Here is a 22495-nt window from a genome sequence, read left to right as displayed (position 1 = left end):
AATCCTGCAATTCCAAAGCCGCTATCCGCCTCAATCAACAGGCCAGATCAATGGCTTGCGGATAGTTCACGGCCGACGAATTGGTGGCCACGCCTCGCGCCAAAGCATTCCAGGAAAAGCGTTACCCGGTTTCTGTTCGGAGTTGCGCGAGAACAAGTAGTTGGAACGCTACACCAGTTCCACTTCGACGACACCCGGCACCGCGCGCATGGCCGACGCGACCTGCGGCGAGATGCGATAGCGGTTGGGCAGTTCGATCTCCACCTCGCCCTGGCCGGCTTCCTTGATCAGCACGAAGCTCACCTGCCCCTCGCCCTTCACGGCAAGCTGGTTGGCAAGGATGTTGATGGGCTGAGCATCACGCACGAAGATGCGTAGCGCCTTTTGGATGCGGCTTGCTTCGTCCTCCAGCGACTGCACCGTCTGGATGCGCAGATTGATCCCCTCCGGCCGGTCTTCGGCCGAGACGGTGATCACCACCGAACGGCCAGGCTCCAGCATGTCGCGATACTGCGCCAGGCCTTCGGAGAACAGCACCGCCTCGTACTGGCCGGTGGTGTCGGAAAACTGCACGACGCCCATCTTGTTGCCGGTGCGGGTCTTGCGCTCCTGCTTCGTGGTGACGGTGCCGGCGAGCCGGCCGGCCGCAGCGCCGCGTTTGACCGCGGCGGAGAATTCCGCCCAGTTCTGCACCCGCATCTTCTGCAGCGCCGCCTTGTATTCGTCGAGCGGATGCGCAGAGAGATAGAAGCCGACCACCTGGAACTCGCGGTGCAGCCGGTCGGCGGCAAGCCATGGCTCGGCCGCCGGCAGGTTGAGCGCCTGCGATTGCGCGCCGAGCGAGGCGCCGAAAATATCCGTCTGGCCCGAGATGGCATTCTGCTGCGCCAGCGACGCGAGCCCCATCATCCGCTCCACGCCGGCCATCATCACGGCGCGGTCATGCCCGAAGCAGTCCAGGGCCCCCGCCATGATCAGGCTTTCGAAGACGCGCTTGCCGACGATCTTCGGATCCACGCGCTCGCAGAAGTCGGCTAGGCTCTTGAACGGCCTCTCACCGCGCTTCTCGACGATGTGCTCGACCGCGGCGTCGCCGACGCCTTTGAGCGCCGCCAGCGAGTAGAAGATCTTGTTCTCGCCGACCTCGAACGGTCGGAAGCTGGTCATCACCGACGGCGCCACCACCTCGATGCCGAGGCGTAGCGCGTCCTGGCGGAAATCCGCCAGTTTGTCGGTGTTGCTCATGTCGAGCGTCATCGACGCCGCCAGGAACTCGACCGGATAGTGCGCCTTGAGGTAGGCGGTCTGGTAGGAAACGACCGCATAAGCCGCGGCGTGCGACTTGTTGAAGCCGTAGTCGGCGAATTTCGCCAGCAGATCGAAGATGAAATCGGCCTGCGCCTTGCCGACGCCGCGCTCGACGGCGCCGGTGACGAAGCGCTCGCGCTGCTTGTCCATCTCGGCGCGGATCTTCTTGCCCATGGCGCGGCGTAGAAGATCGGCTTCTCCGAGCGAATAGCCGGCAAGCTCCTGCGCGATCTGCATCACCTGTTCCTGGTAAACGATGACACCTTGAGTTTCCTTCACAAGGTGGTCGATCTTGGGGTGGATCGAGGCCATCTCCTCCTCGCCATGCTTTCTGGCATTGTAGGTCGGGATGTTCTCCATCGGGCCTGGGCGATAGAGCGCGACCAGCGCGATGATGTCCTCGATGCAGTCCGGCCGCATGCCGATCAGCGCCTTGCGCATGCCCGCGCTTTCAACCTGGAACACGCCGACCACCTCGCCGCGCGACAGCATGGCGTAAGTCTCGGGGTCGTCGAGCGGGATGCGGGCAAGATCGATATCCACACCGCGCCGCCGGATCAGCTTCACCGCCGTTTCCAGCACCGTCAGCGTCTTCAGGCCGAGGAAGTCGAATTTCACCAGCCCGGCCTGCTCGACATATTTCATGTTGAACTGGGTGACCGGCATGTCCGAGCGCGGATCGCGGTACATCGGCACCAATTCCGACAACGGCCGGTCGCCGATGACGATGCCGGCGGCATGCGTCGAGGCATGGCGGTAGAGGCCCTCGAGCTTCTGCGCGGTGTCGAGCAGCGTCTGCACGATCGGCTCCTTTTCCGCCTCCTCGGCGAAGCGCGGCTCGTTGGCGATAGCGTCGGCCAGCTTGACCGGGTTGGCCGGGTTCTGCGGCACCATCTTGGAGAGCTTGTCGACCTGGCCATAGGGCATCTGCAGGACGCGGCCGACGTCGCGCAGCACGGCGCGCGCCTGCAGCGTTCCGAAGGTGATGATCTGCCCGACCTGGTCGCGGCCGTATTTCTGCTGGACGTAGCGGATGACCTCCTCGCGCCGGTCCTGGCAGAAGTCGATGTCGAAGTCCGGCATCGAGACGCGGTCCGGGTTGAGGAAGCGCTCGAACAGCAGCGAGAAGCGCAGTGGGTCGATGTCGGTGATGGTGGTCGAATAGGCGACAAGCGAGCCGGCGCCCGAACCGCGCCCCGGTCCGACCGGGATGCCTTGCGCCTTCGCCCATTTGATGAAGTCGGCAACGATCAGGAAGTAGCCGGGAAACTTCATCTTCTCGATGATGCCGAGCTCGAATTCGAGCCGCTCTCGATATTGCTCGACCGTGTAGCCGGGCGTCGGTCCGTGCGCGGCAAGTCGCGCCTCCAGGCCCTCGCGCGCCTGGCGCGCGAGCTCGGCGGCTTCCGCCTTCTCGGCGGCGTCCTTGTCGGCGGAGTCGGCGCCGGTGAAACGCGGCAGGATCGGGCTGCGGTTCTTCGGATAATAGGAGCAGCGCATGGCGATCTCGACCGTGTTGTCGATCGCTTCCGGCAGGTCGGAGAACAGCCGCGCCACCTCGGCCTGGCCGCGCAGAAAATTGTCAGGCGAAAGCCGCCGGCGATTGTCTGCGGCCACCACCGAGCCTTCGGCGATCGCAATCAGCGCGTCATGCGCCTCATAGTCTTCACGCTTGGAGAAGAAGGCCTCGTTGGTGGCGACCAGCGGCAGTTCGTGGGTATAGGCAAGGTCGAGCGTCGACTTTTCGACCATGCGGTCATAGCCGGCGACCCGTTCCAGCTCGACATAGAGACGGTCGCCGAAAAGCTCTTTGAGGACCAGCAGCCGCTGTTCGGCCAGGTCGCGGCGGTCCGCCTTCAGCGCGCTGCCGATCGGGCCGCGCGGGCCGCCGGTCAGGCATAGCAGGCCATCGCGATGGCTCTCCAGCATGGCCCTGGTCATGTGCACCGGCTCGCCGGGCGGCGTTTCCAGATAAACCTTGCTGATCAGCCGGACCAGATTGGCATAGCCGGCCTCGCTGGCGGCGATCAGCACGATCGGCGACATCTCGGGACCGTGCCGGCGGCGGTCGCGTTGGGCGTCGCTCGTTTCGCCGGAAAAGACCAGATCGACCTGGCAGCCGATGATCGGCTGGATACCGTCCTTGACCGCTTTCTGGGCGAATTCGAGCGCGCCGAACAGATTGTTGGTGTCGGTCACTGCGATCGCCGGCGCTTCATCCTTGACCGCGTGGCCGACGATGGCGCCGAGCTGCAGGGCGCCCTCGAGCAGCGAATAGGCTGAATGCACGCGCAGATGGATGAACCTCCGCGCAGGCGTCTCCGGCTGCGTAGCCTTCACGACAGCTTCGCGCTGCAAAGGGTCGCGTGGAAGTCGTTCATCCGCCATGTTTTTTCGCGCTACCTCAAGGACTCATCCGTGCAGATGTATTGTTCCGGACGCCGCGATGCCAGTCCAGTACAATCGACGCGAACCACAAGCTTGCGGCCTATGTCGCCCTGGGTCAGGCGAACTCCATGATCACAGCGTCGACCGCCAGGCTGTCGCCCGGTTTGGCGTTTAGCTTCGCCACGGTGAGGTCGCGCTCCGCGCGCAGCACGTTCTCCATCTTCATCGCCTCGACCACGGCCAGCGTCTCGCCGGCCTTGACGTCTTGGCCCTCGGCGACGGCGATCGACACCACCAGTCCTGGCATCGGGCAAAGCAGCATTTTCGAGGTATCCGGCGGCAGCTTTTCCGGCATCAGCCTTTCCAGCTCCGCCGTCCGCGGCAGCATGGCTTGAGCCGTCACCGACATGCCCTTCCAGGCGATACAAAGGCCGTTCAGCACTGGCCGGACCTGCGCCGCGATCCGGTTGCCGCCGACCGTGCCGCGCCAGATCGCGTCGCCCGGCCGCCAGTCGGAGGCGACCGTCAGCGGCTCGCTGCCATTGATCGACAGATCGATCTCCATCGGAATCGAGACCATGCCGTCCAGGATGCCGGCGGAAAGATAGTCCGCGCCGATCTTCACCACCCAGTCGCGCTTGAGATGGCCCGAATGCGGTGCCAACCGGCCGCTGAGCCGGTCGAGCCGGTCCCGTCGCAGCAGTTCGATCGCGGTGGCGATCGCGGCAAACACCGCCATCTCCTCACCGTCCGGTTCGACCGGCGCGAAACCGTCCGGATACTCCTCGGCGATGAAGCCGGTGGAAAGCCGCCCCTCGCGCCAGCGCGGATGCTGCATCAGCGCAGCGAGGAACGGAATGTTGTGCTCTATGCCGTCGACGACAAAACCGTCCAGTGCTTCGGACATGGCATCGATAGCCTCGAGCCGCGTCGGCGCCGAGATGCAGAGCTTTGCCACCATCGGGTCGTAGAACATCGATATCTCGGCGCCTTCGGCAACGCCGGTGTCGTTGCGGATCACCACATCGCCGAACGTGCCCTCTTGCGGCGGCCGGTAGCGCGTCAGCCGGCCGATCGAGGGCAGGAAATTGCGGAACGGGTCCTCGGCATAGAGACGGCTTTCCACCGCCCAGCCGTTCAGCTTCACCTCGTTTTGCCTGATGCCGAGCTTTTCGCCGGCGGCGATGCGGATCATCTGCTCGACCAGATCGATGCCGGTGACGAGCTCCGTCACCGGATGCTCGACCTGTAATCGCGTGTTCATTTCAAGGAAATAGAAGTTCCTGTCCTTGTCGACGATGAACTCGACCGTGCCGGCGCTCTGGTAATCGACGGCTTTCGCCAACGCCACAGCCTGCTCGCCCATGGCCTTGCGCGTCTTGGCGTCGAGGAACGGCGACGGCGCTTCCTCGACCACCTTTTGGTTGCGGCGCTGGATCGAGCATTCGCGCTCACCCAGATAGAGCGCATTGCCATGCGCGTCGGCCAGCACCTGGATCTCGATATGGCGCGGGTCAACGACGAATTTCTCGATGAAGACGCGGTCATCGCCGAAGGAGCTTTTCGCTTCCGAACGCGCGCGCTCGAAGCCGTCGCGCACTTCCGCGCTGCTCCAGGCGATGCGCATGCCCTTGCCGCCGCCGCCGGCCGAGGCCTTGATCATCACCGGATAGCCGATCTCGCCGGCAATCCTTTCGGCGTGGTCGGCATTTTCGATGACGCCCAGCCAGCCGGGCACGGTCGAAACCTTGGCCTGGCTCGCGAACTTCTTCGATTCGATCTTGTCGCCCATTGCGCGGATCGCCTTGGGCTTCGGTCCGATGAAGATGATGCCTTCCTTTTCCAGCGCTTCGCAGAAAGAGGCGCGTTCCGACAGGAAGCCATAACCCGGGTGCACCGCTTTGGCGCCGGTTTCCTTGCAGGCGGCGATGATCTTCTCAGGCACTAGATAGCTCTGCGCCGCCGGCGACGGGCCGATATGCACGGCCTCGTCGGCCATTTCGACATGCACGGCGTCGCGGTCGGCATCCGAATAAACCGCGACCGTGGCGATCCCCATCTTGCGCGCCGTCTTGATCACGCGGCAGGCGATCTCGCCGCGATTGGCGATCAGGATCTTCTTGAACATTCGGATGTCGTTCCTCCGGCGAAGCCGTCCAGTTCTATGGACAATCCCGACGCGCCTCAAGTGTCTGCAGCCCCTGCCCTTCGGCGCTCGATGCTTTTGCAGAAGCGGCGTCGAAAAACGTCGCAACAGACGTTGGCCGCCACCTTCGAACCCGGTAAGGTGGTGGCGAGCGCAAGAAAATGGCAGGCGGTATTCGCCTCGCCGGGCAGGCTCGACGGCCTGCCATAAAGCTGAGACTTTTAAGATTGCCTTGGGAGGAATGCCTCATGAAAACGCGTGCCGCAGTTGCCGTTGGTGCCGGAAAGCCGCTGGAGATCATGGAGGTGGATCTTGAGGGGCCGCGCGAGGGCGAGGTGCTGGTCGAGGTCAAGGCGACCGGCATCTGCCACACCGACGAGTTCACGCTCTCGGGCGCCGATCCGGAAGGCATCTTTCCGGCGATCCTCGGCCATGAAGGCGCCGGCATCGTCGTCGATGTCGGCAAGGGCGTCACCTCGGTCAGGAAGGGCGACCATGTCATCCCGCTCTACACGCCCGAATGCCGGCAGTGCCCGTCCTGTCTCTCGCGCAAGACCAATCTGTGCACCGCCATCCGCGCCACGCAGGGCCAAGGCCTGATGCCCGACGGCACCTCGCGCTTTTCGGTCGGCGGCGAGAAGCTGTTCCACTATATGGGCTGCTCGACCTTCTCCAACTTCACCGTGCTGCCGGAGATCGCGGTGGCCAAGGTCAATCCCGACGCCCCCTTCGACAAGATCTGCTATATCGGCTGCGGCGTGACCACCGGCATCGGCGCCGTCATCAACACGGCCAAGGTCGAGCAGGGCGCCACCGCGGTCGTCTTCGGCCTCGGCGGCATTGGCCTCAACGTCATCCAGGGCCTTCGCCTGGCCGGCGCCGACATGATCATCGGCGTCGACTTGAACAACGACAAGAAGGCCTGGGGCGAGAAGTTCGGCATGACGCATTTCGTCAATCCGCAGGAGATCGACGGCGACATCGTGCCTTACCTGGTCAACCTGACCAAGCGCGGCGCCGACCAGATCGGCGGCGCCGACTACACCTTCGACTGCACCGGCAACACCAAGGTGATGCGCCAGGCGCTCGAGGCCTCGCATCGCGGCTGGGGCAAGTCGGTCATCATTGGCGTTGCCGGCGCCGGCCAGGAGATTGCGACGCGGCCCTTCCAACTGGTCACCGGCCGGACCTGGATGGGCACCGCCTTTGGCGGCGCGCGCGGCCGCACCGACGTGCCGAAGATCGTCGACTGGTACATGGAAGGCAAGATCCAGATCGACCCGATGATCACTCATACGCTGACGCTCGACGACATCAACAAGGGCTTTGATCTCATGCATGAGGGCAAGTCGATCCGAAGCGTCGTGGTTTATTGAAGCAAAGCCGCATCGGTCGCGGGCGGGAGCGCGCACCGATGCGGCTCAACATGGGAGGAAGGACGAATGGCGGAAAAACTGCATCCGAAGATCGACAACGGGCTGCCGAAGGAAAGTGCTGCCTTTTCCGGCGGCACGCTGGTCTGTCTCTGCACCAGCAATCCGGTGAAGGTGAAGGTCAAGGGCCAGATCGCCCACAACCATGCCTGCGGCTGCACCAAATGCTGGAAGCCGGAGGGCGCGGTGTTCTCGGTCGTGGCCGTTGCCGGCACCGGCGACGTCACTGTGGCCGAGAATGGCGACAAGCTGAAGGTGGTCGACCCGGCAGCGCTGATCCAGCGCCATGCCTGCACCAGCTGCGGCGTGCACATGTACGGCCCGGTCGAGCGCGACCATCCCTTCAAGGGTCTGTCCTTTATCCATCCCGAGCGTTTCGAGGAGGACGGCTGGTCGCCGCCCGGCTTTGCCGCCTTTGTCTCCTCCATCATCGAAGCCGGCGTCGACCCGAGCCGCATGGACGGCATCCGCGGCCAGCTGAAATCGATCGGGCTCGAACCCTATGACTGCCTCAACCCCGCCCTGATGGACTACATCGCCACCTGGACGGCGAAGAAGTCGGGAGCCTTGGCGGCCTGACGATTGCGGGATTTCTGGTAAAGGGCCGGCCAACGCCGGCCCTTTGCACATTTGGAGAGACGATGCCAGCACCTATCATCTATGTCGATGCCGATGCCTGTCCGGTGAAGGCCGAGGTCGAGAAGGTGGCGGAGCGGCACGGCGTCATGGTTACCTATGTCTCCAATGGCGGCCTGCGCCCGTCGCGCGATCCGATGGTCCGCAATGTCGTAGTCTCCAAGGGCGCGGATGCCGCGGACGACTGGATCGTCGAGAACGCCAAACTCAACGATGTCGTGGTGACGGCCGATATCCCGCTTGCCGCGCGCACGGTGGCGCTCGGCGCGCATGTGCTGGGACCCACGGGCCGTCCCCTCACGCCCGAGACCATCGGCATGGCGGTGGCGATGCGGGATTTGAAGCAGCATCTGCGCGAGACCGGCGAAAGCCGCGGCTTCAACGCCGCCTTCACGGCGAAGGACAGGTCAAACTTTCTCGGCGAGCTCGACCGCATCTTGCGGCGGGCGCTCAAATCCGCCACACCCGGCTGACCCGAAGCCCTTTGAGAACCGGCCATGGGCGACGACATATCCCTCAACACGCCGATCCACCGGCACGTGCAGTTCGCTTTGGCTGCGGCCATCGGCATTGTCGCGCTGCTTCTCGCCCTGATGCTGGGGGCGCCGCTGCCCTACTCCATCGGCGCCAACCTCTTCTTCGCCGCTTACACTCTTCTGGTGCTGGTCGCGATGCCGAGGCTCACCGTCCGTTACCTGAGCAAGAACGCGCGTGCCACGGACCTGCCGGTGCTGCTGATTTTTGCGGTCACGCTCCTGGTCGTCGGCCTCGCCATCGGCTCGCTGTTTCAACTCATCAACCAAAAGGCTGCCGCGCATCCGCTGGAGGTTCTGTTCGCGATGCTGTCGATCCCGCTTGGCTGGTTCACAATCCATGCGATGGCGGCGCTGCATTATGCGCATGTCTACTGGATGGACGGCGACGAGATCGACGAGAAAACCAGGAAGAAGAATCCGGTCGGCGGCCTCGATTTTCCCGGCGGCAAACGCCCGGAAGGCTGGGATTTCCTGTATTTCGCGACCGTCATCGGCATGACTGCGCAAACCGCCGACACTGGGATAACGACCTCGCGCATGCGCCAGGTCGTGCTCGTCCATTCGATCCTGAGCTTTTTCTTCAACACGGTGATCGTCGCCGCCGCGGTCAATCTCGCGGTCAGCCTGGGCAGTCCATAATAAATCCGTGATCGGATGAAACAACGCTTGGGCCGGAGACGTATTGGGAGGAGAACAAGGCTCTGAGAGGCCGCAGAAGATGCAGCCGGGAGGACACCTAGATATGGAGACCGTCGCCAGAAGCGAACCCTCCACCGAGGTAGAAGCATCCACGCCGAAGGACCCGACGCTGATTTACCGGCAATCGGCCTGGACGCGCCTGACCCATTGGCTCTGGGCGTTCTCGCTGTTCTTCATGCTGCTTTCGGGCCTGCAGATATTCAACGCGCGCCCGCAACTCTACATCGGCAAGGAATCGGGCTTCCAATACAACAATACGATCCTCGAGATCGGCGCCGAAAACACAGACGGCGGACCGCGCGGCTTTACCAAAATCTTCGGGCATCGCTTCGACACCACCGGCGTGCTCGGCTGGTCCGGCCGTCCCGGACAGGAAACGCCGCGCGCCTTTCCGTCCTGGGCGACGATCCCGTCCTACTACGACCTCGGCACGGCCCGCGTCGTGCATTTCTTCTTCGCCTGGGTGCTGAGCGCAACCCTGCTCATTTGGCTGATCGCGAGCCTGATCAACGGCCATATCCGCCGCGATCTTGCCCCTCGCCTGGATGACTTGCGCAAGCTGCCGCGCGACATTCTCGACCATGCGAGGCTGAAATTCCACCACGCGCGCGAATACAACACGCTGCAGAAAATGGCCTATGGCGGCGTGCTCTTCGTGCTGTTGCCGCTGATGATCATCACCGGGCTTGCGATGTCGCCGAGCATGAACTCGGTGCTTCCCTGGCTCAATGAAATCCTGGGCGGTCGGCAGACGGCTCGCACCATCCACTTCATTGTCATGGTGTTGCTCGTGCTCTTCTTCGTCGTCCATATGCTGATGATCGTGGCTGCCGGTCCGATCAACGAGCTGCGCTCGATCATCACCGGCTGGTATCGCACCGACCCGCCCGCAAAACACGACCAGGCAACCGAGAGGAGCGCCTGACATGGCAAAATTCCAGATTAGCCGCCGGAAGTTCTTGACCTCCGCCAGCCTCGGTCTGTCAGGCATCGCGCTGTCCGGCTGCGATGCCTTCGACAGCGGTCTGGGCGTCGGCAGCGGGCTGCGCAGCTTCCTCGAAAACGCCAACGGGCTGACATACCGCGCGCAGCGCCTGCTTGCCGGCCGGGACGCGCTGGCACCGGAATTCAGCGAGGCCGACATCCGCCAGCCGCAGCGGCCGAACGGCGTCACCGCGCCTGACGACGACACCTATAAGGGTCTTCTCGCCAACAATTTCGCCGACTGGCGCCTGGAGGTGACCGGCCTCGTCGAAAAACCGCTGTCGCTCACCCGCGAGCAGTTGCAGAACATGCCGAGCCGCACCCAGATCACCCGCCACGACTGCGTTGAAGGCTGGAGCTGCATCGCCAAATGGACCGGCACGCCGCTCTCGCTGGTGCTCGATCAGGCCATCGTCAAGCCGCAGGCGCGCTACGTCATGTTCCATTGCCTCGACACGATCGACCAAAGCCTGTCTGGCGACATCAAATATTACGGCAGCATCGACCTGATCGATGCCCGCCATCCGCAAACGATCCTGGCCTACGGCTTGAACGGCAAGCCGCTGCCGGTCGAGAACGGCGCGCCGCTGCGGGTGCGGGTCGAGCGCCAGCTCGGCTACAAGATGCCGAAATATCTCTACAAGATCGAGCTGGTCGACGGCTTCGCCAATGTCGGCGGCGGTCGCGGCGGCTATTGGGAAGACAATGGCTACGACTGGTATGCTGGTATTTGATGGCGCTTCGCCTGCAGGCCGAGCACGATCTTGCGTCAGCCGAGTTCAACGCGATTGAGAAAAGCCTCACGGCGACAATCGGCCATTCCAACATCATCCTTTGCAAGACGATGGCCTCGGGCGACTAGGCCGCCTTGCTGGGCCGCCGTTCAGACCAGATCGGGTGTTGTCATCGGCGTCGGCTGCCGAGAGATATGTCGCTGGGAGGTGACAAGGTATCGCCGACGGGCTATGGATGGCGCGTCGAGGGCTCAGGTGACTGAGTCCTACCTGTTTGCGGGAGAGAACAGCGCAAGCTGTCGCCGAAGGGGAAATCGCCCGAAATCTCTCAGGCAAAAGAACCGTGGACGGGAAAGACAACTCTGGAAAGTCGGGAATCTTCCCGCGCCGAAGGTGTAAGCGCTGCCGACAGAGTTACGGGGCGCGAGTCTCTCAGGCTTCAGACAGAGGGGCACGGACTAGACCGCTAATGGCGGTCGATTGCGTGCGACTCTGGAGAAGACATGACCGGCGAAGACACCAAACATCTACCCCTCGAGGATTTGCATAGCGCCGCGGGCGCGCGTTTCGGCGCTTTTGCCGGCTGGTCGATGCCGCTGACCTATCCGGCCGGCGTGATGAAGGAGCACCTCCACACGCGCGAGCATGCCGGCCTGTTCGACATCTCGCATATGAAGCTGTTCGAGGTCGGCGGCCCGGGCGCCGCCGCCCTACTCAACCGCGCCTGCCCGCTCGACGCCGGCGCGCTGGAAATTGCCCAATCCAAATATACCTTCTTCCTCAACGAGGCCGCCGGCGTCATCGACGACTTGATCGTCACGCGTCTTGACGATGGCCGATTCATGGTGGTGGCCAACGCCGGCAATGCGGCCGAGGATGAAAGGCATCTGCGTGCGTTGGCCGCGGATTTCGATGCCAAGGTCGAGCCCCTCGACCGCGTCTTCCTGGCGATCCAGGGTCCGGATGCCTGGGCGGCCCTTTCGCGAGCCGGTATCGAAACGGGCTCGCTGCTGTTCATGCATGGTGTCGAGCCCCGGCAAAACTGGTTCATGAGCCGCTCCGGCTACACCGGCGAGGATGGATTCGAGATCGGGCTGCCGGAAGCGGATGCCCGCGATCTCGTCGGCAAGCTGCTGCAGGATGAGCGCGTGCAATGGATCGGCCTTGCCGCCCGCGATAGCCTGCGGCTCGAGGCCGGGCTCTGCCTGCATGGCCAGGATCTGACACCCGAGATCGATCCGGCGAGCGGCGGTTTGATGTGGGCGATCCCTAAGGAGCTCCGCGCTTCCGGTCACTTCATCGGCGCCGACGCGCTGCGCTCGATCCTCGAGCGCGGGCCGTCTCAGAAGCGGGTTGGCCTGAAGCCCGATGGTCGTCAGCCGGTGCGCGCCGGCGCCGCGCTTGTCGATGCCGACGGCAATGCGGCCGGCCACGTGACCTCGGGCGGCTTCGGCCCGTCGACGGGCCACCCGGTCGCCATGGGCTATGTCGACAATGCGCTGGCCAAGCCCGGCATCAGACTGTTCGCCGACGTCCGCGGGACCAGGATCCCGATCGATGTCACTTCGCTGCCCTTCACGCCACATCGCTACCGCAAAGGATGATATTCCGATGGCAAATACCTATTTTACTGAGGATCATGAATGGCTGCGCGTCGAAGGCGGCGTCGCCACCGTCGGCATCACCGACTATGCGCAGGAGCAGCTCGGCGATCTCGTCTTCGTCGAACTGCCGGAAATCGGCCGCAAGCTCGCGAAGGGCGACACTGCAGTAGTCGTCGAATCCGTCAAGGCGGCCTCTGACGTCTACGCGCCGGTCGACGGCGAGATCACCGAAGCCAACACAGCACTGTCGTCGGACCCTTCATTGGTCAATTCGGCGGCGACCGGCGATGGCTGGCTCTGGAAGATGAAGCTTTCCAACGCAAGCCAACTCGACAGCCTCATGGACGAGGCCGCCTACAAAGCCCATATCGGCTGATACCAGGATCTTGGAAATGACCGCAGCACCCATTCCTTTCTCGGCCCGTCACATCGGCCCCAGCGTCAACGATGTCAGGGCCATGCTTGCCACCATCGGCGTTCCGTCCGTCGAAACGCTGATCAGCCAGGCCGTGCCGAGATCGATCCGCCTCGACCTGCCGCTCAACCTGCCCACTCCGGCCAGCGAGGCCGAAGCACTGGCCGAATTGTCGGCGATGATGGCGAAGAACACGGTGCTGAAGAGCTTCATCGGCGCCGGTTATCACGGCGTCCATGTGCCGCCGGTCATCCAGCGCAACATGTTCGAGAACCCGGCCTGGTACACGGCCTACACGCCTTACCAAGCCGAGATCAGTCAGGGCCGGCTGGAGATGCTGTTCAATTTCCAGACCCTGGTTGCCGAGCTGACCGGCCTGGCGGTGGCGTCGGCATCGCTGCTCGACGAGGCCACCGCCGTTGCCGAAGCGGTCGGCATCGCACTGCGCCATCATCGCGACAAGCGCACCAAGGTGGCGCTTGCCGGCACGCCGCATCCGCAGACGCTCGATGTCGTGCGCACCCGCGCCGAACCGCTCGGCACCGAAGTCGACGGCGAGACTATCGACGACAACACCGCCGCCCTGCTCGTCTCATGGCCGGACACTTTCGGCGTCTATGGCGACCACAAGGCGGCGATCGAGAAAGCCCGCGCCGCTGGCGCTCTGGTCGTCTTCATCGCCGACCCGCTCGCGCTTACGTTGACGGATGCGCCGGCCAAGCTCGGTGCCGACATCGCCGTCGGTCCGATGCAGCGCTTCGGCGTGCCGATGGGCTTTGGCGGCCCGCACGCGGCCTATTGCGCCGTCTCCGACAAGCTCACCCGTCTGATGCCCGGCCGCCTCGTCGGCCAGTCGACCGACAGCAAGGGCCGCCCAGGCTATCGCCTGGCGCTGCAGACGCGCGAGCAGCACATCCGCCGCGACAAGGCGACCTCCAATATCTGCACCGCGCAGGCGCTGCTCGCCAACATGGCGACGGCCTATGCGATCTGGCACGGTCCCGCCGGTTTGCAAGCGATCGCGGAGCGCGTCCACACTCTCGCCAACCGCCTTGCGGCGGGACTGAAGACAGCGGGCGTGGCCGTTCTCGGAGCACATCGCTTCGACACTGTGACGGCGGAAGTGAAGGGCAAGGCAGCGGCAATAGCCGCCGCCGCCGAGAAGACCGGCCGGCTGCTGCGCGTCATCGATGCCGACCACGTCGGCATCGCCTTCGACGAGACCTCGACCGAAGCCGACCTCGAAGCGATCGCGGCGCTATTCGGCGCCAAGCCCGGCACGGTGGCAGCCGGCTCGATGCCCGGTAAGCGGCGCGGCAAGGAGTTCCTCACCCAGCCGGTTTTCCACGAGAACCACTCCGAGACCGAGATGATGCGCTTCCTGCGGCGGCTGGCCGACAAGGACCTCGCGCTGGACCGCGCCATGATCCCGCTCGGATCCTGCACCATGAAGCTCAACGCCGCCGCCGAGATGATGCCCGTGAGTTGGGTGAATGTCGCCAACCTGCATCCCTTCGCGCCGGCCAGCCATTCGGCCGGCTATCGGGCCATGGTCGGCGACCTGGAGGCCTGGCTGTCGGAGATCACCGGTTTCGACGCGGTCAGCCTGCAGCCCAATGCCGGCAGCCAGGGCGAATATGCCGGCCTGCTCGCCATCCGCGCCTATCACCGCGCGCGCGGCGAAGGCCACCGCACCGTGTGCCTTATCCCGTCCTCCGCGCATGGCACCAATCCGGCGAGCGCGGCGATGGCGGGAATGAGCGTCGTCGTCGTGCGCTGCGCAGAGGACGGCAGCATCGACATGGATGACATGCGGGCCAAGGCCAACGAGCATTCCAAGAACCTCGCGGCGCTGATGTTCACCTATCCCTCGACGCATGGCGTCTACGAGGAAGGCGCGCGCCATCTCTGCGCCCTCATCCACGAGCATGGCGGCCAGGTCTATTTCGACGGCGCCAACCTCAACGCCCTAGTCGGTCTCGCCCGCCCCGGCGATATCGGCGCCGACGTCTGCCACATGAACCTGCACAAGACCTTCTGCATCCCGCATGGCGGCGGTGGCCCGGGCGTCGGCCCGATCGGCGTCAGGGCGCATCTGAAACCCTATCTGCCGGGCCATGTCACGGAAGGTTCGGCGCATGCCGTCGCCGCCGCGCCCTTCGGCAGCGCTTCGATCCTGCCGATCACCTGGATGTATATCCGCATGATGGGCGGCTCCGGGCTGAAGCAGGCCACCGAGACGGCGATCGTTTCGGCCAACTATGTGGCGACGCGGCTCGCGCCGCATTTCCCCCTCCTCTACAAGGGCAGGAGCGATCGCATCGCCCATGAGTGCATTCTCGACACGCGCGTGCTCAAGGAGAGCGCCGGCATCAGCGTCGACGACATCGCCAAGCGCCTCATTGACTACGGCTTCCACGCCCCGACCATGTCGTTTCCGGTTGCCGGCACGCTGATGGTCGAGCCGACGGAATCCGAACCCAAGCGCGAACTCGACCGATTCTGCGAGGCGATGATTGCGATCGCCGGCGAGGCGGCGAAGGTGGCGAAGGGCGAATGGCCGCTCGACGACAACCCGCTGGTCAACGCCCCGCACACTGCCGCCGAGGCATTGGCAGGCGCATGGCCGCATCCATACTCGCGGATGGAAGCAGCCTACCCAGCGGGTGACGTCGATCTGGCAGCAAAATACTGGCCGCCGGTTTCGCGCATCGACAATGTCGCCGGCGACCGCAACCTGGTCTGCTCCTGCCCGCCGCTGTCGGAATATCTCGGCGCCGCAGAGTAGACGATAGGGCAAGTTAGGCCGAGCGCAGGGCTGGCCCACTATCGGGCTGGTCCTCCTGGCGTTGGGCGATCACGCGGTTTCGCCCGGCGCGCTTTGCGGCGTAGAGCGCGGCGTCCGCCTCAGCCAGCACCTCGTCCAGGGTCCGGCCATCGGGGGCGCCAAATCCCATGCCGCCGCTGACGCTGCTGCGCAACGGACCACGTTGAGTCGGAACGATTTCGGTGCCGAAAGCGACCCCGATCCTGCTTGCCATATCGTGCGCCTTTTCCGGCGTCATGCGCGATAGGACGAGCGCGAACTCCTCACCGCCTAGCCGGAAGGCATCGACCCCGGCCCTGCCATATTTCTTGATCACCGCCGCGAAGCGGCAAAGCACCTGATCGCCGACGGGATGGCCGAAGACATCGTTTGTGGTCTTGAAATGGTCGAGGTCGAACATCGCGATCGCCATGAACGGACCGAAGCTGCGACCGCCGTAAAGCCCGTTGAGCGCCCTGCGGTTCATCAGGCCGGTCAGCGGATCGGTCATCGTCGCGGCCTTGAGCTCGATCTGCGCCTGCAGATGGTGCAGCGAAAGCGTCAGCGCGCCGAAGCCGGTCATGCAGGCGACCGCGACGACGGAGTTCAACCGCTCCGCCCAGTTGTCGGGCGCGGCGCCTAGGACCCATTGCCCTTGCACCAGCAGCACCAGGCCGCACAGCGCGAAGGATATCCCGCAGGCGCCGCTGAGAAACGAAACGACGAGCAGTATCCGGCGGTCGTGATCGCCCTTCATCCAGAACATCGTTCCGATCGCGCCGAGCAGCGCCGTCACCGTCGAATAGGTGATCAGAAAGCCGACGCCATCGAAGCCGAAATAGGTGACGAGGGCGCAAGCCGCCATCGCTGCCAGCGCCGGCACGATGGCGCGGCGATAACTGCGGATGCCGAGATACTGCATCGCCGACAAACAGATGACGAGGAACCCCAGGCTGAGCAGGGCAAGCACCATCTGGCAGAGCCACGGGTTGGCGTCCTTGGTATAGCGCCAGAACAGGACGACATGGGCAACGAGCACGAGTATGCCGCAGGCGACCGTAAGCACGAAACGCGCCTGCGGCGCGGTGAGCCAGATCGCGAGCATCGTGACGCTGAGGCATGTGCCCGACAGCGCCGCCGCGAGCAGGAGCGAGCTGAAATCCAACATCTCTGAAGATCTGCCGTTGGGGAGACTCGTTGCTTCCTCAATGTAGGTTGTAGAGGCGTGGCGCAAACCCTTTTCGGCCGGTGTCCGCTGCTCGCTCGACAAAGGGTTTACAAAGCGTCGACATGTCCGCTGAAACTACGGCCCGGTTCCGCGGCGGGACGAGCCGGAAGCGGATCAGCTCTTGTCGAGCAGCGCTAGGTTGGCGTTGACCACGGTCTGGTCGGCGAGACCGGCCTTGGCTTCGAGCAGCAGCGCCCTTGCCTTCTTCTTGTTGCCGCGCAGGAGCTGCGAATAGCCCATATTGTTGACGATCTGCGGCTTGCGCCCGGCGACCCTCAGCAATTGCGCATAGGCGCGGTCGGCGAAGTCGAAGCGGCCGAGCTCGTCATAGGAGGCGGCAAGCCCCATCCAGGCTTCGGCATTGTCTGCCTTGAGCTCCACCGCTTTGCGGAAATGCTGTTCTGCGAGACCGAAATTCGCCTCCCGGAATTGCGCCTTGCCCTCCGTCAGGTCGGCGGCGCTGATATCCTTGGCCGTCGCCTGGATTGCGGTGGTCTTGGTCGTGTCGACGCTGCTGTTCGTAGTACAGCCGGTGATCATCAAGACGGCCGCCAATACCGCCGCTGCCGTGGAAAGTCTGTGACGCATGCCCTGCCCCGTCGCCCGATTTGCCGGGTCGTTCTTCAGCAAGGACCATACAGGAGAGCGATTAAGCTTCGGTGCCGAAATGCGCCTAAATTTCAGTTGCTTGCAAAGGATGCGTTAACCAGCACCGCCGGCCTCAGTGCGACGTCAGCCTTACCACGATCGGGATGATGGCGACCATCAGCACCACCGGCAGGATGCACACCGTCACCGGGACCGACATCTTGGCCGGCAAGGCATGCGCCTTCTCCTCGGCAAGCGACATGCGCTTGTGGCGCATTTCGTCGGAAAAGACACGCAGCGCTCCCGACAGGCTGGTGCCGAGCTCCTTGGACTGCTGCAGGAGCGTCGCGAAGGAGCGCACTTCGTCGAGGCTGAGGCGATCGGCGAGCGCCTTTAGTGCATCGTCGAGGCTGCGGCCGGCCCTCAACTCCAGCGACACCAGCTGCAGGTTTTGGCTGAGCGACGGATAGGTCCTGGCGAGTTCCTTCGAGACCCGCTCGATGCCGGCCTCCATGCTCATGCCCGCGTCGGAGCAGACGATCATCAAATCCATGAAATCGGGAAAGCCATTGCGGTATTCGCGCATCTTTTCCCGCACCTTCTGCGTCAGCACCAGGCCGGGCAGGAAATAGCCGGCCGCTCCCGACAGGATGATGAAGGTCCAGCGGCTGGTCACGGTCGATTCGGCGCTGGCCGCCCAATGGTTGACCAGGAACGCCCCAAGCGCCATTCCGACCAGCGCGGCAAAACGGATCAGGAAGAACGTACCGACGGCGCGCGGCTCCATGTAACCGGCCTGGATGAGCTTCATGCGCAGTCGCGCGACATTCTCCGGATCGCTCTTGGCATAGAATTCCTGCGCCCGCCTCACCGCCTTCTCGCGCACGGCGTTCGCGTTTTTCCTGGGTGCCGGCTCGGGCTGCTCGATCGGCTGCGCCGCCTCGACCTTCAGCCGGCGCTTGACCTCGTTGCGGTCGCCCTGCGCGACGACCAGCGGCCATGCCACCGCGCCGCCGCCCATCACCAGCAGCAGCGCCGCCACCGGCATCAGCGATGTCGGCGCTAGCGAGGCAAGGAAGCGGATGACCTCTTCCATTTCAGAACCTGAAATTCGACATCTTGAACATGATGGCATTGCCGAGCAGGAGCCACAGGATCGAGCCGCCCAGCATGTACCAGGTCTTCGGTATCCCCCACACTTCGCGATAGAATTGCGGCATCAGCACCATGATGGCGGTGAACAGAAGTACCGGCACGGCGGTCAGGATATAGGCCGACATGCGGCCTTCGGTCGAAATGGCGCGCACCTTGCGCCGCAGCTTGCCGCGCTCGCGGATGGTCGACGACAGGCCGTCGAGGATCTCGCGCAGATTGCCGCCGGAGCTGCTCTGGATCGAGACTGCGGTGACGAACAGCGGCAGGTCCTCATGGCCGACGCGATCGAACAGGTTGTTGAGCGCTGAAACCAGGTCCGAGCCATAAGTCACTTCGTCGGCCACGACGCCGAACTCGGTGCCGATCGGATCGGCCATCTCGCGCGCCACCATCGCGATCGCCACCGGCACCGGGTGGCCGGCCTTGAGGCCGCGCGTGATCAGCTCCAGCGCTTCCGGCAATTGCATGCCGAAGCGCTTAAGCCGGCGCTTGCGCAGAAAACGCATCGCCATAACCGGCAAGACCGGCACCAGCACAGGAAGCAGGACCAGCCCGAACAGCAAAGGCAGGCCGTACCAGACGGCGAAAAGCGCCAGAGTGAACGCTGTCCCCGACGTGATCGTGAGGAATTTGGGCATCGGCATGATCATGCCGGACTGCGTGCGCAAGGCGCGAAAGCGATCGAAAGAAGGGAGGGGCGTGCCCTCTTCCATGCCGCGCTCCTTGCGCAGCTGGATCAGCACCTGCTCCTGGCTGATCTTGTTCTCCGCCAGCTTCATGCGGCGATTGATCGCCGTGCGCTTGTCGCTGCGGCCGGCATAGAGCAGGTAGCAGCCTTCGGCGATCATGATGCCGGTGAGCGCCGCCGCCGCGTAGACGGCATAGATCGGGCTGAATCCCTCGAGCACCGGCTACTCCTGCGGCCGGCCGGGTTCGAAATACTTGCCCGGAAATTCGATGCCCATGTTGCGCAGGTCCTCGAGGAAGCGCGGTCGGATGCCCGTTGCCTCGAAATGGCCGACGATCTTGCCGTCCGCCTCCATGCCGGTGCGCACGAAGCGGAAGATCTCCTGCATCTGGATGACGTCGCCTTCCATGCCCGTCACCTCGGCGACGCTGGTCACCTTGCGCTTGCCGTCGGACAGGCGTGTCAGCTGCACGATGATGTCGATGGCGCTCGCAATCTGGCTGCGGATAGACTGCACCGTCATCGGCATGCCGGTCATGCCGAGCATTTGTTCGAGGCGCGATATTGCGTCGCGCGGCGTGTTGGCGTGGATGGTCGCCATCGACCCTTCATGGCCGGTGTTCATAGCCTGCAGCATGTCGAAGGCTTCCTCGCCACGGCACTCGCCAAGGATGACGCGGTCGGGCCGCATGCGCAGCGCGTTCTTGACCAGATCGCGCTGCTTCAGCTCGCCATGACCCTCGATGTTTGCCGGGCGCGTTTCCATGCGCGCGACATGCGGCTGCTGCAGCTGCAATTCGGCGGCGTCCTCGATGGTGATCAGGCGCTCGTCCTCGGGAATGAAGGCCGACAAAGCATTGAGCATCGTCGTCTTGCCGGTGCCGGTGCCGCCGGAGATGATCGTCGTCTTGCGCGCATGCACGGCCGCCGCCAGCACCTCGGCCATGTTCTGGGTGATGGCGCCGAACTCTACCAGTTTGTGCAGGCCGAGCTTGTTCTTGGAGAATTTGCGGATCGATACCAGCGGCCCGTCGACGCCGACCGGCCTGATCGCGGCGTTGAAACGCGATCCGTCGAGCATGCGGGCGTCGACCATCGGCTGCGATTCATCGACGCGGCGGCCGACGGCCGCGACGATTTTATTAATGATCCGAAGCAGATGCGCCTCGTCCTTGAACGGGATATGGACCTGCTGCAGCTTGCCTCGCTTTTCGACGAAGCAGTTCTGATGGCCGTTGATCAGGATATCGTTGATCTCCGGATCCTTGAGCAGCGGCTCCAGCGGGCCGAGGCCCACCATCTCGTCGACGATGTCGTCCACCAGCGCGTCGAGCTCGGCGGTATTGATCGCCATTCGCTCCTGACGCGTCTTTTCCGAGACGAACTCATGCACCTGGCGGCGCATTTCGTCCTTGGGCAGCCGCTCCAGCGCGACGAGGTTGATTTCTTCGAGCAGCATACGGTGGATGCGCACGCGCGCGTCGAGCACCTTGTTGGCGCTCTTTGCGGGTGCTGCTTCCGGCTTCGGCGGCGCCGGCTTGCGGGTTGTCGGAATGACCACGGCGTGATGCGCAACGGGCGCGGGTTCGGGCGCCCGCAGCGGACGGACATCGCGATTCTGCAGATTGGAGAAGCGGCTGCTCATCCTGCTTTCCTCTTCAAGAGGCCCTTGCCGAGGCCGAACAGCGACTTCGACTTTGCCGTCGTCGCCACCGCCTCCTCGGGCAGGATGATTTTCTTCAGGTCATTGACGACATTGGCGTTCGGATCGATGTCGTGCAGCGGCACGCCGCGGTCGACGGCCTCGCGCACCAGCCGGTAGTTGTTGGAGATACCGCCGACGAAGTGCTCGCCGAGGATATCCTGGACGTCGGCCTGCTTGATGCCGCTGTCGAACATCTTCTGCTCGAAACGGTTGACGATGACGTTCGGCTTCACTTCCTTGCCGGCCGTCTCGTAGATGGCCTGGATGAGACGCTGCGTGTGGCGCAGGCAAGGCACCGTCATCTCGGCCACGATATAGAGCTTGTTGGAGCCGAGCAGCACCGTCTCGGTCCACGGGAACCAGGTGCGCGGCATGTCGATGACGACATTGTCGAAATAGGCCGAGACGAGGTCGAGCATGCGCACCACGACATCGGTCTTGAACGAGCGCATTTCCGAAGGGCGCGTCGGCGCCGCCAGCACGCAGAGCCCGCTTGCATGCTTGGACAGCATGACGTCCAGCAGCTGCCGGTCGAGACGTTCGGGCTGGTTCTCGATTTCGGTGATGTCGAAGCGCGGCTCGAGGTCGAGATATTCGGCGCAGGCGCCTTGCTGGAAATTGAGGTCGACCACGCAGGTCGAGGCGCCGCGCGTCACCGAATGGTGCAGCTGGAAGGCGGTCTGCAGGGCAAGCGTGGTGGTGCCGACACCGCCGGCGGCCGGCATGAAGGTGTAGATTTGCGATTCAGTGTTTTCCTCCCGCCCCGGCCCTTGAAGCGCGCGAATGACGGAACGCACCAGATCGGCGGTGGTGATCGGCTTCACCAGGAAGTCGGCGACCTTGAGCTGCACCAGGATGCGCACCGCCGCCGCATTGAATTCCTGCGTGACGACGACCACCGGGACGCGGCCTTCGATTCGGCGCATGATGCGCTGCAGCGACTCGATCTCTTCGAGCTTGGCCGCGTCCATGTCGACGATGACGGCGCCGAAATCGGTCTCCTGGACCTCGCCGCGCAGTTCGTTGACGCTTTTCTCGACCGTCAAAAGCTCGATGACCTCGGATGCAGCGAAAGCCGTCCGCGTGTCCTGCGAAAACGCCCGATCGGTCGAAACGAGCAGGATCTTCTTGGTCTTGGTGCCCGATGCCATGGTCGTCAGCCCATCAGTCTGCTGTCGTTGATACCGATGTCGTTGAAGCCGGCGCCGCGCCGGCCTTCGCGCCCGCGGCATTGGCCGTGGAGCTCGTGCTCGGAGCCGGCACTAGGAGCCTGGTGTTCTGGACGCCGTACTGCCAGGGGTCGACCATCTGCATGGCTGTGTTGGACGCCTGGGCGTTGCCGGCGGCCGGAGACACGCCTTCGGTGCGCACATAGTCGTCGCTGGTGCAGCCGGAGAGCGCGCTGGCGAGCAGCAGAGCGATGCAAGGAGCCAGACGCATGG

At 64.0% G+C, this 22495-nt stretch carries 19 protein-coding genes and 1 riboswitch; of the genes, 10 read left to right on the top strand and 9 right to left on the bottom strand.

Going from position 1 to position 22495, the window contains the following annotated elements; genetic code table 11:
• Positions 1–168: 168 nt before the first annotated feature.
• Together dnaE and EOD29_RS28585 are read right to left on the bottom strand one after the other, a co-directional pair.
• On the bottom strand, positions 169–3696 hold the full coding sequence (gene dnaE, locus EOD29_RS28590) for a DNA polymerase III subunit alpha (RefSeq protein ID WP_127248607.1): 3528 nt from the start codon (positions 3694–3696) through the stop codon (positions 169–171).
• 115 nt (positions 3697–3811) lie between these two features.
• Positions 3812–5824, bottom strand: a complete 2013-nt coding sequence (locus tag EOD29_RS28585) for an acetyl/propionyl/methylcrotonyl-CoA carboxylase subunit alpha (RefSeq protein WP_127248606.1) — start codon at positions 5822–5824, stop codon at positions 3812–3814.
• 266 nt (positions 5825–6090) lie between these two features.
• On the opposite strand from EOD29_RS28585, the gene EOD29_RS28580 reads away from it, so the two are divergent.
• The 10 genes from EOD29_RS28580 (at position 6091) to gcvP (ending at position 15671) form a co-directional block, all read left to right on the top strand.
• The gene (locus tag EOD29_RS28580; RefSeq protein ID WP_095829344.1) at positions 6091–7218 is read left to right on the top strand and encodes an S-(hydroxymethyl)glutathione dehydrogenase/class III alcohol dehydrogenase; all 1128 of its coding nucleotides are present in this window, start codon (positions 6091–6093) and stop codon (positions 7216–7218) included.
• A 66-nt stretch (positions 7219–7284) separates the two neighbouring features.
• Complete coding sequence (gfa, locus tag EOD29_RS28575) at positions 7285–7854, top strand: S-(hydroxymethyl)glutathione synthase (RefSeq protein ID WP_067000227.1); 570 nt, start codon at positions 7285–7287, stop codon at positions 7852–7854.
• 62 nt (positions 7855–7916) lie between these two features.
• Complete coding sequence (locus EOD29_RS28570; protein WP_127241728.1) at positions 7917–8384, top strand: YaiI/YqxD family protein; 468 nt, start codon at positions 7917–7919, stop codon at positions 8382–8384.
• A 24-nt stretch (positions 8385–8408) separates the two neighbouring features.
• Positions 8409–9086 (top strand): DUF1345 domain-containing protein, encoded by a 678-nt coding sequence (locus EOD29_RS28565; RefSeq protein WP_067000220.1) that lies wholly within the window; start codon positions 8409–8411, stop codon positions 9084–9086.
• Positions 9087–9189: 103 nt separating this feature from the next.
• Positions 9190–10071, top strand: a complete 882-nt coding sequence (locus tag EOD29_RS28560) for a cytochrome b/b6 domain-containing protein (RefSeq protein ID WP_127248605.1) — start codon at positions 9190–9192, stop codon at positions 10069–10071.
• A gap of 1 nt (position 10072) precedes the next feature.
• On the top strand, positions 10073–10864 hold the full coding sequence (locus EOD29_RS28555; protein ID WP_127248604.1) for a molybdopterin-binding protein: 792 nt from the start codon (positions 10073–10075) through the stop codon (positions 10862–10864).
• The gene (locus EOD29_RS37965; RefSeq protein ID WP_259979720.1) at positions 10864–10992 is read left to right on the top strand and encodes a hypothetical protein; all 129 of its coding nucleotides are present in this window, start codon (positions 10864–10866) and stop codon (positions 10990–10992) included. Before EOD29_RS28555 ends, EOD29_RS37965 begins: the two co-directional genes overlap by 1 nt.
• A 139-nt stretch (positions 10993–11131) precedes the next feature.
• Positions 11132–11218: riboswitch (glycine riboswitch) on the top strand.
• Between the two features lie 149 nt (positions 11219–11367).
• The gene (gene gcvT / locus EOD29_RS28550) at positions 11368–12468 is read left to right on the top strand and encodes a glycine cleavage system aminomethyltransferase GcvT (RefSeq protein ID WP_127248603.1); all 1101 of its coding nucleotides are present in this window, start codon (positions 11368–11370) and stop codon (positions 12466–12468) included.
• Between the two features lie 7 nt (positions 12469–12475).
• A complete protein-coding gene (gcvH, locus tag EOD29_RS28545) occupies positions 12476–12844 on the top strand; it encodes a glycine cleavage system protein GcvH (protein ID WP_067000208.1) in 369 nt (122 codons plus the stop codon).
• A 16-nt stretch (positions 12845–12860) separates the two neighbouring features.
• On the top strand, positions 12861–15671 hold the full coding sequence (gene gcvP / locus EOD29_RS28540; RefSeq protein ID WP_127248602.1) for an aminomethyl-transferring glycine dehydrogenase: 2811 nt from the start codon (positions 12861–12863) through the stop codon (positions 15669–15671).
• 13 nt (positions 15672–15684) lie between these two features.
• Here the strand turns inward: gcvP and EOD29_RS28535 are convergent, their stop codons facing one another.
• The 7 genes from EOD29_RS28535 to EOD29_RS28505 all read right to left on the bottom strand — a co-directional run bounded on the left by EOD29_RS28535 (position 15685) and on the right by EOD29_RS28505 (position 22493).
• Positions 15685–16857, bottom strand: a complete 1173-nt coding sequence (locus EOD29_RS28535) for a GGDEF domain-containing protein (protein WP_127248601.1) — start codon at positions 16855–16857, stop codon at positions 15685–15687.
• A gap of 174 nt (positions 16858–17031) precedes the next feature.
• Positions 17032–17505 carry a hypothetical protein gene (locus EOD29_RS28530; RefSeq protein ID WP_095802255.1) on the bottom strand — a complete coding sequence of 158 codons (474 nt, stop codon included), beginning with the start codon at positions 17503–17505 and terminating at the stop codon, positions 17032–17034.
• A 133-nt stretch (positions 17506–17638) separates the two neighbouring features.
• The gene (locus EOD29_RS28525) at positions 17639–18601 is read right to left on the bottom strand and encodes a type II secretion system F family protein (RefSeq protein WP_127248600.1); all 963 of its coding nucleotides are present in this window, start codon (positions 18599–18601) and stop codon (positions 17639–17641) included.
• A 1-nt stretch (position 18602) separates the two neighbouring features.
• Positions 18603–19568, bottom strand: a complete 966-nt coding sequence (locus EOD29_RS28520) for a type II secretion system F family protein (protein WP_127248599.1) — start codon at positions 19566–19568, stop codon at positions 18603–18605.
• 3 nt (positions 19569–19571) lie between these two features.
• Positions 19572–20993, bottom strand: coding sequence for a CpaF family protein (locus tag EOD29_RS28515; protein WP_067000192.1), 1422 nt, complete (start codon positions 20991–20993; stop codon positions 19572–19574).
• Complete coding sequence (locus EOD29_RS28510) at positions 20990–22204, bottom strand: response regulator/pilus assembly protein (protein ID WP_095780697.1); 1215 nt, start codon at positions 22202–22204, stop codon at positions 20990–20992. The genes EOD29_RS28515 and EOD29_RS28510 overlap by 4 nt, the downstream gene beginning before the upstream one ends.
• Positions 22205–22217: 13 nt before the next feature.
• The gene (locus EOD29_RS28505; RefSeq protein ID WP_127248598.1) at positions 22218–22493 is read right to left on the bottom strand and encodes a hypothetical protein; all 276 of its coding nucleotides are present in this window, start codon (positions 22491–22493) and stop codon (positions 22218–22220) included.
• Positions 22494–22495: the final 2 nt, after the last annotated feature.

It is taken from the genome of Mesorhizobium sp. M1A.T.Ca.IN.004.03.1.1 (assembly GCF_003997555.1).
Classification (GTDB): Bacteria; Pseudomonadota; Alphaproteobacteria; order Rhizobiales; family Rhizobiaceae; genus Mesorhizobium.
Note: the sequence above shows the minus strand (reverse complement) of the source record. Positions and strands in the feature narration are given on the sequence as shown.

Excerpts from the sequence above, each read along its gene's own strand:
- dnaE (WP_127248607.1), bottom strand. The coding sequence starts at position 3,696 with ATGGCGGATGAACGACTTCCACGCGACCCTTTGCAGCGCGAAGCTGTC.
- EOD29_RS28580 (WP_095829344.1), top strand. The coding sequence starts at position 6,091 with ATGAAAACGCGTGCCGCAGTTGCCGTTGGTGCCGGAAAGCCGCTGGAG.
- EOD29_RS28505 (WP_127248598.1), bottom strand. The coding sequence starts at position 22,493 with ATGCGTCTGGCTCCTTGCATCGCTCTGCTGCTCGCCAGCGCGCTCTCC.
- EOD29_RS28560 (WP_127248605.1), top strand. The coding sequence starts at position 9,190 with ATGGAGACCGTCGCCAGAAGCGAACCCTCCACCGAGGTAGAAGCATCC.
- EOD29_RS28510 (WP_095780697.1), bottom strand. The coding sequence starts at position 22,204 with ATGGCATCGGGCACCAAGACCAAGAAGATCCTGCTCGTTTCGACCGAT.
- gcvP (WP_127248602.1), top strand. The coding sequence starts at position 12,861 with ATGACCGCAGCACCCATTCCTTTCTCGGCCCGTCACATCGGCCCCAGC.
- gcvH (WP_067000208.1), top strand. The coding sequence starts at position 12,476 with ATGGCAAATACCTATTTTACTGAGGATCATGAATGGCTGCGCGTCGAA.
- EOD29_RS28565 (WP_067000220.1), top strand. The coding sequence starts at position 8,409 with ATGGGCGACGACATATCCCTCAACACGCCGATCCACCGGCACGTGCAG.
- EOD29_RS28525 (WP_127248600.1), bottom strand. The coding sequence starts at position 18,601 with ATGGAAGAGGTCATCCGCTTCCTTGCCTCGCTAGCGCCGACATCGCTG.
- EOD29_RS28530 (WP_095802255.1), bottom strand. The coding sequence starts at position 17,505 with ATGCGTCACAGACTTTCCACGGCAGCGGCGGTATTGGCGGCCGTCTTG.
- EOD29_RS37965 (WP_259979720.1), top strand. The coding sequence starts at position 10,864 with ATGGCGCTTCGCCTGCAGGCCGAGCACGATCTTGCGTCAGCCGAGTTC.
- EOD29_RS28515 (WP_067000192.1), bottom strand. The coding sequence starts at position 20,993 with ATGAGCAGCCGCTTCTCCAATCTGCAGAATCGCGATGTCCGTCCGCTG.
- gcvT (WP_127248603.1), top strand. The coding sequence starts at position 11,368 with ATGACCGGCGAAGACACCAAACATCTACCCCTCGAGGATTTGCATAGC.
- EOD29_RS28535 (WP_127248601.1), bottom strand. The coding sequence starts at position 16,857 with ATGTTGGATTTCAGCTCGCTCCTGCTCGCGGCGGCGCTGTCGGGCACA.
- EOD29_RS28570 (WP_127241728.1), top strand. The coding sequence starts at position 7,917 with ATGCCAGCACCTATCATCTATGTCGATGCCGATGCCTGTCCGGTGAAG.
- gfa (WP_067000227.1), top strand. The coding sequence starts at position 7,285 with ATGGCGGAAAAACTGCATCCGAAGATCGACAACGGGCTGCCGAAGGAA.
- EOD29_RS28555 (WP_127248604.1), top strand. The coding sequence starts at position 10,073 with ATGGCAAAATTCCAGATTAGCCGCCGGAAGTTCTTGACCTCCGCCAGC.
- EOD29_RS28585 (WP_127248606.1), bottom strand. The coding sequence starts at position 5,824 with ATGTTCAAGAAGATCCTGATCGCCAATCGCGGCGAGATCGCCTGCCGC.